Below are 11,819 nucleotides of genomic sequence, written 5' to 3' on the forward strand. Positions count from 1 at the left end.
AGCGCACGGTGCGCTCGCTGCGCGCGGCGGCGCGTTACTCCCCGTCGGGGGCGTCGTCTTCCGGCACGGCGCCCTCGACGAGCGACTGGTCGCCGTACTGCTCGCGCAGGTCCTTCTTCGAGAACTTCCCGGTGGCGGTCTTCGGTACCTCGTCGATGAACTCCACCGCGTCGGGCACCCACCACTTCGGGTAGTCGTCGCGGAGGCCGGACTCGATCCGGTCGACGAGGGCCTCGCGGTCGACGCCCTCGGCCACGACGACGAACGCCACGGGCCGCTCCTGCCAGCGCTCGTGGGGCACGCCGACGACGGCCGCCTCGCTGACGCCGTCGTACGCCATGATCGCGTTCTCCAACTCGACGCTCGATATCCACTCGCCGCCGGACTTGATCACGTCCTTCGTCCGGTCGACGAGCTGCATGTAGCCGTCCTCGTCGACGGTGACCACGTCGCCGGTCTTCAGCCAGCCGTCGACGAACTCCTCCTCGTTGGCCTCGGGGCGCTTGAAGTACTCCTTCGTGACCCACGGGCCGCGGATGCGGAGCTCGCCGAACTCCTCGCCGTCCCACGCGATCTCCTCGCCGTTCTCGTCGATGACCTCGAACTCCAGTCCGGGGGCGACGAGGCCCTGCTTCGAGCGCTTGTTCACCTGCGTCTCGTAGTCGGCGTCCCGCAGGTCATCCTTGAGGTGCGAGACGGTACCGATCGGCGACAGCTCCGTCATCCCCCACGCGTGGAGCACCTCGACGTCGCGCTCGTCGTACCACTCTATCAGCGCCTGCGGCGCGGCCGCGCCGCCGATGATCACGGTGTCGAGCGTCGAGAGGTCCACCTCGTTGCCCCCCTCGATGTACTCGCGCAGGCCGAGCCACACGGTCGGTACGCCCGCGGAGATGGTGACGCCCTCCTCCTCGATCAGCGCCGCGAGGTCGGCCGGGTCCGGCGACGGCCCGGGGTAGACGTGCTTCGCGCCCGCGGCGGCCGCGGTGAACGGCATCCCCCACGCGTTGACGTGGAACATCGGGACGACGGGCATCACCACGTCGGAGTCCTCCATCGGGATCCCCTGCGGCGTCTGGGAGGCCATCGTGTGGCTCCACAGCATCGACTGGGTGTACTCGACGCCCTTCGGCTTCCCCGTCGTGCCGGAGGTGTAACAGAGGCCGGCGGGCTGGTCGCCGTCGAGGTCGGGCCAGTCGTACTCCGTCGAGTGGTCCGCGATGAACTCCTCGTAGGCGGGCGCGTCGAGCGCGTCGATCCCCTCGGAGCCCATGGCGACGAAGTCGACGCCCTCGAACTCTTCCGCGCCCTCCGCGGCGCCCGCGATCTTCTCGGCCAGCGACGGGTCGACGAAGACGATCTCGTCGTCCGCGTCGTCGACGATGTACCGGATGTGTTCGTCCGGCAGCAGGGGGTTGATCGTGTGGAGCTGCGCGCCCGTGTTCGGGACGCCGAAGTACGTCTCGAAGTGCCGGGTGTGGTTCCAGCAGAACGTCGCGACGCGGTCGCCGCGCTCGATCCCGTGGTCGTCCAAGGCGTTCGCCAGCTGCGCGGTCCGGCCGGCGTACTCGGCGTAGGTGTGCCGCGTCCGCCCCTCGTGGGTGCGCGAGACGATTTCCGTGTCGGGGTACAGTCGTTCCGCGCGCCACATGAACGGTCGCAGGGTCTGAGCGTGTCCGCCTGGCATACCTCTCACACCACGCGGTCGGGAACTATGAACGTTATCATGATTGATCGTGATTGTAGGACGCGGGCGACCCCGACGCTGATCGGTGCGATGTCGCTGCCGCCACGGAGAACACCGCCAAAGTTTCAGTTACTCGATAATACGTAGCTGCCGCCACGGAGAACACCGCCGAAGCCCCTGTCGTGAGGACTCGCGCGGCTCGTTGTCGCCCGAAAATCGAGGATTTTCGGGATGACGAGAGAGCTTTGCTCTCTCGAACCACGCGCTTCAGTCGCTCACTTCGTTCGCTCCTTCCAGTGCCGCCGGCGGCTCCGCCGCCGGCTGCCCGTGGCGCGTCGCGCCACGCTGCTTACGTCGCCGTGCTTCGTCCTCGCGACTGCCCCTTCGAGTCCAGCCCCGCACAGCACCTCACGCCTCCACAGCCTCGTCAGCCGCCGTCGCTTCGCTCCGGCGACTGACTCCCTCGCGCGCGCTCCTCGCGGCCGCCGGAGGCGGCCACTCGGAGGCGCGCGCCACCGCATATGGGTTCAAGGGGACCGATTCGGACGATTACCCCCGGAACAGGCTCGCGTGGACGGGCGCGTGGTCCGAGTCGGGGCGCGGGTCGTCGCCGTCGTCGCCGCCGTCGTCGGAGACGGCGCGGCCGTCGACGCCGTCGGCGAGGAAGTCCCGGACCGGCGGGCCGACGTGTTCGGGCTCGACGAGGAACGCGTCGTGGCCGTGGTCGGAGTCGACGACGTGGTGCGCGACCGGCACGCCCGTCTCGCGGAAGGCGTCGGCGAGCGACCCGGACTGCTCGACGGTGAAGTGCCAGTCGGCGGTGAAGCTCATCAGCAGGGCCTCGCCCTCGAACGCGCCGAGCGCGCCGGCGTCGGTGCCGTGGCCGGCGGCGAGGTCGTACTCGTCCATCGCGCGCGTGAGGTAGAGGTAGCTGTTCGCGTCGAAGCGGTCGCCGAACCCCTCCGCCTGGTAGTCGAGGTACGACTCCACCTCGCGGTACGGGAAGAAGCCGGCCGTCGGCTCCGGCGGCAGCCCGAGGTCGCCGTCCTCGCGCGTCAAGGAGTCGCGACCGGCCGACCGGCGCCCGAACTTCCGCTCCATCGACGCCTTCGAGAGGTACATGACGTGCCCGATCTGTCGGGCGATGGCGAGCCCCTCGGTCGGGTCCGGCCGGTCGTCGCCGTAGTAGTCGCCGCCGTTCCAGTCGGCGTCGGCGCGGATCGCCCGACGCGCGACCGCGTCGAGCGCGAGGCACTGCGCGTCGAGCCGCCCCGCGGTCGCGATGGCGACCACGCGGTCGACGTCGTCCGGGTACCGCTTCGCCCACTCCAGGGCGTTCATCCCGCCGACGCTGCCCCCGACGACAGCGCGCAGCCGCCCCACCCCGAGGTGGTCGAGGAGGCGGCGCTGCGCGCGCGCCCAGTCCTCGACCTGGACCGGCGGGAACGCGGTCCCCCACCGGTCGTGGTCGGGCTCCTCGCGCAAATCGAGGTCCGCCGGCCGCTCGCTGGCGGGGCCGGTGGTCCCGTAACAGGAGCCGGGGACGTTCGCGCAGACGACGTAGTACTCGGTCGTGTCGATGGCCTTCCCCGGCCCGACCACGTCGTCCCACCACGCGCGGGCCTGCCCGGCCGTCCCGGCGTCGCGCTCCGGCTCGGGCGACCGCGCGACGTTCTGGCTCCCCGTGAGCGCGTGGCAGATCAGCACGACGTTGTCGCCGTCGAACTCGCCGTGGGTCTCGTAGGCGACCTCGAAGTCGGGGACCGACTGGCCGCACTCGAAGGTGAACTCGCCGAGCTCGGCGACCCCGTGGTCCGTCGGGACGGCGCTCATTTCAGCTCCCCTCCTCGGCTCCGACCGCACGCTCGCCCGCCGCCAGCCCCGCGTCGAGGTCGGCGATCACGTCCTCGGGGTCCTCGATACCGACCGAGAGCCGGAGCATCTCGGGGTAGACGCCGGCGTGCCGCTGTTGATCTTCGTCCATCTGCGCGTGCGTCGTGGAGGCCGGGTGGATGACGAGCGTCTTCGCGTCGCCGATGTTCGCGAGGAAGCTCGTCAGCTCGACCGACTCGCAGAACGCCTTGGCGGCCCCGTAGCCGCCGTCGACGCCGAAGGTGACCATCCCGCCGAAGCCGTCGAGGTACTCGGCGGCGTTCCCGTGGCTCTCGTGGCCCTCGAAGCCGGGGTAGCTCACCCAGTCGACCCGGTCGTCGTCGCGGAGGAACTCGGCGACCTCCCGCGCGTTCTCGCAGTGGCGCTCCATCCGCAGCGGCAGCGTGTTGAGCCCCTGAATCGTCTGCCACGCGTCGAAGGGGGACTGCTGGCCGCCGGTCGGGCGCACGCCGCGCTGGCGGACGACGTTGGCGAACGCGGCGTCGCCGAACCGCTCGACGAAGTCGATCGGGTACGCGGGCGATTGCCCGTCGAGCTCGTCGTAGTCGGCGTCGGGGTGGTCCCACGGGAACTGCCCCCCGTCGACGACGACGCCGCCGACCGTGGTGCCGTTGCCGGTGATCCACTTCGTCGTCGACTCCCAGACGACGTCCGCGCCGTGCTCGAACGGGCGGCAGCAGTACGGCGTCGCGAACGTGTTGTCGACGACGAGCGGCACCGCGTGCTCGTGGGCGATCGCGGCGAGCCGCTCGAAGTCGGGCGTGACGAGCGAGGGGTTCGCGATCGTCTCGACGTGGACGAACGCGGTGCCGTCGTCGACCGCGTCCGCGTACGCCTCGTAGTCCAGCGTGTCGACGAGCCGCGTCTCGATCCCGCGGCGGTCCGCGATGCTGGTGAGGTACGCCGCGGTCCCGCCGTACATCTCGGAACTGGCCACGACGTTGTCGCCCGCGCTCGCGAGGACGGTCGTGATCGCGTCGAACGCGGCCATCCCCGAGCCCGTCGCGACCGCGTCCGACCCGCCGGAGAGGTCGGCGATCCGGTCTTCCAAGGCGTTCACCGTCGGGTTCGAGAGCCGGGAGTAGATGTGACCTTCCGCCCGGAGCGCGTACATCTCCGCCGCCGCGTCCGCGTCGTCGAAGACGTACGACGTGGTCTGGTGGATCGGCGTGGCGCGGGCGCCGGTGGCCGGATCGGGCTCGGCGCCGGCGTGGAGACTCCGGGTGGAAAACCCACGTGTCATGTTTGTTGCTCATACGTCTGCAAACTTCTATAACTGACAGTTACGGCAATTGATGCCCCTTCGCCGGTGACGCCGGGCGTCGCCGGGACCGGGGCCACGCCGCGCCGGGCGCGCGCAGGCCCCGCGTCGGGCCATCCGGGCCGCGCTCGCCCCGCCGAAGCGTGCGTTTATGACCGGTCGGGCGCCAACCGGTGGTAATGGCAGTCGCCGCCCCAGTCCCCGACCTCGCCGACCGCGCGACCGACTGCGCCGACCGACTGCGCGAGGCCGGCCGGGTGCTGCTCGCGTCGCACATCGACGCCGACGGGATCACGAGCGCCGCGGTCGCCTCGACCGCGCTCGCCCGGGCCGGGATCGACCACGAGGTCGTCTTCGAGAAGCAGCTGGACGCCGACGCGATCGCCGGCGTCGCCGCCCGCGAGTTCGACGTCGTGCTTTTCACCGACTTCGGATCCGGCCAACTCGACGTGATCGCCGACCACGAGGAGCGCGGCGACTTCGTCCCCGTCATCGCCGACCACCACCAGCCGGCCGACCGCGACACGCGCTACCACCTCAATCCCCTGTTGGAGGGGATCGACGGCGCGAGCGAGCTCTCCGGCGCCGGCGCGAGCTACGTCCTCGCCCGCGCGCTGGAGGGGCCGAACGGCGACAACCGCGACCTCGCCGCGCTCGCGGTCGTCGGCGCGGTCGGCGACATGCAGGACTCGGACGGCGGACTCGTCGGCGCCAACGAGTCGATCGTCGCCGACGGCGTCGACGCCGGCGTCTTGGAGGCCCAGACCGACCTCGACCTGTACGGCAGACAGACCCGCCCGCTCCCCAAGTTCCTGGAGTACGCCTCGGACGTGAAGATCCCGGGGGTCTCGAACGACGAGGCGGGCGCGATCGCCTTCCTCACCGACCTCGACGTCGACGTGAAACGCGACGGCGAGTGGCGGCGCTGGGTCGACCTCGACGGCGGGGAGCGACGGACTCTCGCGTCGGCGCTGATGCGCCGCGCGGTCGCCTCCGGCGTCCCGTCCGACCGGATCGAGGCGCTCGTCGGCACCGCCTACACGCTGGTCGACGAGAAGCCCGGCACCGAGCTGCGCGACGTCAGCGAGTTCTCGACCCTGCTCAACGCCACCGCGCGCTACGAGCGCGGCGACGTGGGGCTCGCGGTGTGTCTCGGCGACCGCGGCGACGCCCTCGCGGAGGCGCGCCGGCTGCTCCGCACCCACCGGCAGAACCTCTCCGAAGGGCTCCAGTGGGTCAAAAACGAGGGCGTCACCCACGAGGAGCACCTCCAGTGGTTCGACGCCGGCTCCCGCATCCGCGAGACCATCGTGGGCATCGTCGCGGGGATGGCGGTCGGCTCCCCCGCGGTCGACCGCTCGAAGCCGGTGATCGCCTTCGCCGAGGAGAGCGCGACGGAGCTGAAGGTGTCCTCTCGCGGCTCGCACGCGCTCGTCAGACGGGGGCTCGACCTGTCCGCGGTGATGCGCGAGGCGAGCCAGGCCGTCGGGGGCGACGGCGGGGGCCACGACGTGGCCGCGGGCGCGACGATCCCGACCGACGAGCGCGACGCGTTCCTCGCCGAGGCCGACCGGATCGTCGGCGAACAGCTCTCCTGAGCCTGTCCGGCCGCCGCGCCGCCCGCGGCGACCCGCTCGCCCGTCGCTTCAGGTTGACGATCGCCTGGTCGACCGGCCTGACCACGAACGCGGGCGTCCACCCCGTGGCGAGGTACGAGCCCGCGGCCGCGCCGGCCGCCGCCGCGAGCGGCGCGTCGCGCTGTTCGGTAACGTCGATCATACACTACCTCGGGATCGCGGTCACTTGAACCACGCCCGCAACGGCCGCTGCGCCCGCGGACACTGCCGTCGTCGCGCTGCGACCGAACGCCCGGGCCGGCCATCGCGCGTCTCGTCGCATCATGCCCCCGACGAGGTCGACGGCGGGGATATAGATTCTTCAACGACCGGACAACATCCGTTCGGAGTCCGCCTCGGATCCGTTCAAACTTCGTTCGGTATCCCGCCGCAGTCGGCGGGTTCGGGCAGTCGCTCTCGGTCGGAGCACCATAGACGTTTTCCGTCGGAGCGCGGTAACGTTCGGCTCGCGCGCGCGAGCGACGAAGAAACGCTGTTGCGTTCGGCGCCGCGTCGGAAGAATCGAGCGAGCGGTGGATCGCGGGTCGGTCCCACTGCGGGAACGCCGGGCGGCGGCGCGTCAGGCCTCGCCGAGGTCGCGGAACATCGCGCGGTAGTCGTCGGTCGACAGCGACTCGCCGAGGTCGTCGATGTCGGCGTCCAACTCCTCCAACCGGTCGACGAGTTCGGCGTACGCCTCGTTCCCCTCGCGCTGGGCGGCCGGCTTCTGCGAGCTCAACACGGCGCGCTTGCTGGCAAGCGCCGCGGCCTCCTGGACGAGGTCGTCGTACTCGCTGCGGGTCAGGAGGGTGTCGATGGCCGCGAGCAGCTTCGTGCGGCTCACCGGCTTGGTGAGGTACAGGTCGAACCCCATGTCGATGATGTCGAAGTCGGGCTCGACCGCGGTCACCATCGCCACGCGGCAGTCGTACCCCTCCTCGCGGATGTGTCCCAAGACGTCGTCGCCGCTCCCGTCGGGGAGGCGGCGGTCGAGGAGCACCACGTCGACGGCGGCGTCGACGCGGTCTATCGCGTCGGCGGCGGTCTCGGCCACGTCGACCGCGTATCGCTCCTCTAAGAAGCCGGCGTACAGCGCCGCGATGTCTGGTTCGTCCTCCACGATGAGTATCGACGGATCGGTCACCGTCGATCACCGCCGGGAGCGACCGGACACGCTTCACCGGGCATACACGAACGGGCGGCGTGTCGAGAGATAAAACTGTCGCCGTCCGTTCGCTCGGTGTACCGAACCGTCTTTTATATACTCCGGCCGTGTAAGGGGAGACGAATGTCAGAACTCGTCTCCACCGGGGTCGAGGGGCTCGACTCCATTCTCACCGGCGGCATCACCCAGCGGTCGACGGTCCTCGTCTCGGGGAACCCGGGCACCGGCAAGAGCATCTTCGGTATCCAGTACCTCCACCACGGCGTCTCCGAACACGGCGAGCGCGGCGTCTACGTCTCCTTCGAGGAGGACGAGGCGGACATCCGCGGCGCGGCCGAGTCCGTCGGCTTCGAGGGGTTCGACGAGATGGTCGACGACGGCGACATCGTCATCCTCGACAAACGCGAGATGCTCCGGGAGACCGACTTCTCGACCGCGGTCGACCGGCTGCTCGACACCGTCGAGGACGGCGACTTCGACCGGCTCGTCCTCGACTCGCTGTCGATGTTCCAGCTGTTCTTCGACGCCGAACAGGAGAAGCGTACGTACCTGCTGAAGTTCTCCGACATCCTCAAGGCGAACGGGCTCACCTCGCTGCTCATCAACGAGCAGGGCGCCGTCTTCCCCGACACGGAGGTCGGCTTGGAGAACTTCCTCACGGACGGGAACATCTACTTCATCCAGACCCCGACCGACTCCGGCGTCAACCGCTACGTCTGGGTGGCGAAGATGCGGAAACAGGACATCGACACCGACATCTTCCCGATGGAGATCGGGCAGGGCGGCATCACCGTCCACGAGCGCGCGGGCGGCTTCTCGATGATGGGCGGCTCCGACGACCAACCGTCGTTCTGACGGGTCGGAAACCGCCGGGGAACGGTGTTACTCCCGCGACGAGAGGTCGCGCCAGACGTCGTCGAGGCGATTCTTCACCGCCGACCGCTCCTCTACCTCGACCGTGAGCCCGTCGCGGAAGTCGACCTCGACTCCGTCGACCTTCCGACGGTACACCTTCACGCGCCGGTGTTCGTCGGAGAGCGGGCGGTCGTGTAGTTCGAGGAGGTCCGCCTCCTCTAACTCGTTGATCCGTCGGTAACACGTCGCGATCGGGACGTCCAGCTGATCGCTGAGGTCCTGTGCCGACTTCGGGTCGCCCGTCGCCGTCAGGATGTCCGTGTTGTATTTGTTACCGAGTACGGTGATCAGATCGTCCCCCACCATTCACGTTATCGAGATTGATTTTTATGGCTTATAAGGGTACCGGTGGCCCTCTCGGGCGACGAACGCGCTCGTTCGGCGCGCGGGACGGGGCCGCGACCGTCCTCGACCGCCCCGCGCCGTCGAACCGTGTTATCGCCACTGATACCCGCTCCCGTGGGTTTATGACCGCCGTTCGAGCAGGAGGTGTATGGAGCTCATCGAGGGGTTGTACCTGGTGACGACCACCGTGCTGGCCGGCGCGAGCGCGACGCTCGTCGCGTTCGCGGTCGCGGCGTACCGGTCGTCGGGCCGCACGGCGATGGCGTACCTGGCGGTCGGCTTCGGTCTCGTCGTCGTCGCGGCGGTGGGGACGCCCGCGGCCGCCTTCTGGACCGCGTTCGGGAACGCCGAGGCGCTGCTGTTGGTCAACACCGGGCTGCTCGCCGCCTCGATGGCGCTCGTCGCCGGGAGCCTCGTCGTCTACGAGCCGGGCACCCAGGAGTTCGTGATCCCCGAGTCGGAACTGTCGCGCCTGCGCGACCGGTGAAAAACGAGGCCCCTTCCACCCGGTTCCGCTGTCTCGGTTCGCCACCGAGCCGGCCTCCCCGACGCGTTTTTTATTTCGCGTCCCGTAGTGATGTCGATGACAAATCGCTGTCGTGGCGGGGGTGCGAGCGCGCGAACGGCGCCGCGCCGGTGCCGGACGGACGAATCGATCCGACGGTGGGAGCACCGGCGATGACGACCGCCGAGGCCCGCAGGGATCGCTCGACGGTCGCTCGCCTCTCCGACCTCGCCGCGCGCGCCGGCGTGGGAGCCGGGGTGACGGTGCTCGTGAGCGTCCTGCCGGTCGTCGGCCTGGTCGCGCCCGCGGTCGGCGCCGGCGTGGCGAGCTGGACCGACGAGGCCGAGGCGCCCCGCGGCCCGCGGATCGGCGCCGCGACGGGCGCGCTGGTCGCGCTGCTGTCGCTGCCGCTGACGTTCCTCGCGGTCTGGGTCGCCGCCGCGGTGTCGCCCGCGGCGACCGTCGGCGTCCTCGCGCTCACGCTCGTCGGCGCCGCGTACGTCGTCGGCAGCGGCGCGCTGGGCGGCTACCTCGCCGATCGCATCGCCGCGGAGCGCGCGTCCCCGCGCGCGGCGCCCGCCGGTGACGACGCGACCGCGCCGGTGGAGCGCCTCAAACACCGCTACGTCGAGGGCGAACTCACGGACGCCGAGTTCGAGCGTCGGCTCGACCGCCTGCTGGCCGCCGACCGCGAGCCCGACCGGACAGCGCCGCGGCGTCGACCCGACGCGAGCGACCGCTCGGAATACTCGGACTCGTTCCCGCGCGAGCGCGAGCGCTGACGAACGCGCACGGCCGCTCCGGCCCGGTCCCGGACGCGACCGCCCCTCGCGAAGCGCGCCTCGCGGTGCGTCCGCCGCCCCCCTCCCGTTCGACGCACCGCTCGGCCTCGCGCTCGCCGCCCGGATCCGCCGCCGAGGCGCGCTGATATCTCCCAGATCCAAGTCTGATACTCTCTCCGCGAAATCGTTGATGAGTTCTGTAACTAATCACGTGAAAAGAACTCGAAAACCGCACGACGTAAGCGGTTTATCAGAACGAATAATCGGGTGGGTGATCTTAAGTATGAAATCCCCATCTCCAACGATAACGCCCACCGGGCAGGCCGGGGGCCGACGCAACACAACCAATGTTCGAAGCAATCACGCACGAGGAACAACGCGGTCAAGTGGGGATCGGGACCCTCATCGTGTTCATCGCGATGGTGCTGGTGGCGGCGATCGCCGCCGGCGTCCTGATCAACACGGCCGGATTCCTCCAGACGCAGGCGGAGGCAACGGGCGAAGAAAGTACGAGTCAGGTGGCGGACCGGATCCAGGTCGTGAGCCAGTCCGGTAACGTCACCGACGTTAGCGGGAGCCAGGGCGTCGACGAGATCGACTTCGTCGTCGCGAAGGCCCCTGGTGCGGGAAGCATCGATCTGAATCAGACGAGCGTCGAGATTATTGGCACAAACGGGCAAGTCGCCTTTGAACTCGACGAGCTCGCTGGCAACGTCACGATCTTCACCGAGCCTGCGGACGATGACGTCGTCCTGACCGACAGTAGCGACCGCGCGGAGATTAAGGTCGATCTCGACGCGAGTGCGGTGGGTTACGACAATATCTCCGCCGGCGACCGGCTCTCGGTGACGTTCACGACCGCGTCCGGCGCGACGACGACGACGGAGATTCGCGTGCCGACGACGCTTACGCAGGACCAGACTTCGGTGAGGCTGTAACAATGTTCGAATTCATCACTAACAACGACGAGGACCGCGGTCAGGTCGGTATCGGCACGCTCATCGTGTTCATCGCGATGGTGCTCGTCGCCGCTATCGCCGCCGGTGTGCTGATCAACACCGCCGGGTTCCTGCAGTCGCAGGCGGAGGCGACGGGCCAAGAGAGTACGGACCTCGTGTCCGAGCGCATCGACGTGACGAGCACGGTCGGGATCGTCAATAACAGCACCGACGGCACGCTCTCAGAGATTCGTGTCGGCGTCGCCGGCGCCGCCGGCGCTGACCAGATCGACCTGAGCTCTGCGACGATACAAGCTGTCGGTCCCAACGGGCAGGAGAACCTGATCTTCACCGACAGCACCTCAAACGTGACGAACACTGGAAACTTGAGCGACGTTGACAACATCCCCGAAGGGACGTTCGCAGTGCGCTCCGGCGGGAGCTTCGTCAACGAGAGTGACGCGGTGTTGAACGACGAAGACCGGTTCACTATCGTGTTCAACCCCGAGACCCAGCCGTTCGGTACTGGCACCGGTACCGGTGGCTTCTTCGGAGAGGGTGACCAGTCGTCGCTTGACATCGTCTCGCCCTCGGGCGCGACGACCAGCGTCGACCTCCGCGCACCCGACCTCTTCAACGAGGACGGCGAAGCGGTCCGCCTGTAACGCTTCGAACCAGCGGTCTAATTTTTGTTTTTCTGTCACGTTGAGAC

Annotated in this window: 11 protein-coding genes; 6 read left to right on the forward strand and 5 right to left on the reverse strand. The window is 69.2% G+C overall.

Annotation, left to right across the window (positions count from 1 at the left end):
* Positions 1-34: 34 nt before the first annotated feature.
* The 3 genes from EXE48_RS05815 to EXE48_RS05825 form a co-directional block, all read right to left on the reverse strand.
* Positions 35-1,687, reverse strand: a complete 1,653-nt coding sequence (locus tag EXE48_RS05815; RefSeq protein ID WP_121599980.1) for a long-chain fatty acid--CoA ligase — start codon at positions 1,685-1,687, stop codon at positions 35-37.
* A gap of 549 nt (positions 1,688-2,236) precedes the next feature.
* Complete coding sequence (metX, locus tag EXE48_RS05820; protein ID WP_053770448.1) at positions 2,237-3,520, reverse strand: homoserine O-acetyltransferase MetX; 1,284 nt, start codon at positions 3,518-3,520, stop codon at positions 2,237-2,239.
* 1 nt (position 3,521) lies between these two features.
* Positions 3,522-4,823 carry an O-acetylhomoserine aminocarboxypropyltransferase/cysteine synthase family protein gene (locus EXE48_RS05825; protein WP_137705020.1) on the reverse strand — a complete coding sequence of 434 codons (1,302 nt, stop codon included), beginning with the start codon at positions 4,821-4,823 and terminating at the stop codon, positions 3,522-3,524.
* A 197-nt stretch (positions 4,824-5,020) separates the two neighbouring features.
* Between EXE48_RS05825 and recJ the strand changes: the two genes are divergently transcribed.
* Positions 5,021-6,439, forward strand: coding sequence for a RecJ family nuclease (gene recJ / locus EXE48_RS05830; RefSeq protein WP_137710968.1), 1,419 nt, complete (start codon positions 5,021-5,023; stop codon positions 6,437-6,439).
* Between the two features lie 598 nt (positions 6,440-7,037).
* Here the strand turns inward: recJ and EXE48_RS05835 are convergent.
* Entirely contained in the window at positions 7,038-7,601 is a 564-nt protein-coding gene (locus EXE48_RS05835) for a HalX domain-containing protein (protein WP_053770451.1), read from the reverse strand.
* A 144-nt stretch (positions 7,602-7,745) separates the two neighbouring features.
* On the opposite strand from EXE48_RS05835, the gene EXE48_RS05840 reads away from it, so the two are divergent.
* Positions 7,746-8,477 (forward strand): RAD55 family ATPase, encoded by a 732-nt coding sequence (locus EXE48_RS05840; protein WP_004597593.1) that lies wholly within the window; start codon positions 7,746-7,748, stop codon positions 8,475-8,477.
* 27 nt (positions 8,478-8,504) lie between these two features.
* Here EXE48_RS05840 and EXE48_RS05845 read toward each other — a convergent pair whose 3' ends face one another.
* Complete coding sequence (locus tag EXE48_RS05845; RefSeq protein WP_137707333.1) at positions 8,505-8,843, reverse strand: helix-turn-helix domain-containing protein; 339 nt, start codon at positions 8,841-8,843, stop codon at positions 8,505-8,507.
* A gap of 187 nt (positions 8,844-9,030) precedes the next feature.
* On the opposite strand from EXE48_RS05845, the gene EXE48_RS05850 reads away from it, so the two are divergent.
* The 4 genes from EXE48_RS05850 (at position 9,031) to EXE48_RS05865 (ending at position 11,772) form a co-directional block, all read left to right on the forward strand.
* Complete coding sequence (locus EXE48_RS05850) at positions 9,031-9,369, forward strand: hypothetical protein (protein ID WP_137710969.1); 339 nt, start codon at positions 9,031-9,033, stop codon at positions 9,367-9,369.
* Positions 9,370-9,560: 191 nt separating this feature from the next.
* Entirely contained in the window at positions 9,561-10,169 is a 609-nt protein-coding gene (locus EXE48_RS05855) for an SHOCT domain-containing protein (RefSeq protein ID WP_137710970.1), read from the forward strand.
* A gap of 347 nt (positions 10,170-10,516) precedes the next feature.
* Complete coding sequence (locus EXE48_RS05860) at positions 10,517-11,107, forward strand: flagellin (RefSeq protein ID WP_137710971.1); 591 nt, start codon at positions 10,517-10,519, stop codon at positions 11,105-11,107.
* 2 nt (positions 11,108-11,109) lie between these two features.
* A complete protein-coding gene (locus tag EXE48_RS05865; protein WP_137710972.1) occupies positions 11,110-11,772 on the forward strand; it encodes a flagellin in 663 nt (220 codons plus the stop codon).
* The last annotated feature ends 47 nt before the right edge of the window (positions 11,773-11,819 follow it).

Source organism: Halorubrum sp. ASP1 (assembly GCF_005435135.1).
In the GTDB taxonomy this organism is placed as follows: domain Archaea; phylum Halobacteriota; class Halobacteria; order Halobacteriales; family Haloferacaceae; genus Halorubrum; species Halorubrum tropicale.

Bases quoted from the DNA above. Each gene is read 5' to 3' on its own strand.
- recJ (WP_137710968.1), top strand. From the start codon at position 5,021: ATGGCAGTCGCCGCCCCAGTCCCCGACCTCGCCGACCGCGCGACCGAC.
- EXE48_RS05855 (WP_137710970.1), top strand. From the start codon at position 9,561: ATGACGACCGCCGAGGCCCGCAGGGATCGCTCGACGGTCGCTCGCCTC.
- EXE48_RS05840 (WP_004597593.1), top strand. From the start codon at position 7,746: ATGTCAGAACTCGTCTCCACCGGGGTCGAGGGGCTCGACTCCATTCTC.
- EXE48_RS05865 (WP_137710972.1), top strand. From the start codon at position 11,110: ATGTTCGAATTCATCACTAACAACGACGAGGACCGCGGTCAGGTCGGT.
- EXE48_RS05825 (WP_137705020.1), bottom strand. From the start codon at position 4,823: ATGACACGTGGGTTTTCCACCCGGAGTCTCCACGCCGGCGCCGAGCCC.
- EXE48_RS05860 (WP_137710971.1), top strand. From the start codon at position 10,517: ATGTTCGAAGCAATCACGCACGAGGAACAACGCGGTCAAGTGGGGATC.
- EXE48_RS05845 (WP_137707333.1), bottom strand. From the start codon at position 8,843: ATGGTGGGGGACGATCTGATCACCGTACTCGGTAACAAATACAACACG.
- metX (WP_053770448.1), bottom strand. From the start codon at position 3,520: ATGAGCGCCGTCCCGACGGACCACGGGGTCGCCGAGCTCGGCGAGTTC.
- EXE48_RS05850 (WP_137710969.1), top strand. From the start codon at position 9,031: ATGGAGCTCATCGAGGGGTTGTACCTGGTGACGACCACCGTGCTGGCC.
- EXE48_RS05815 (WP_121599980.1), bottom strand. From the start codon at position 1,687: ATGCCAGGCGGACACGCTCAGACCCTGCGACCGTTCATGTGGCGCGCG.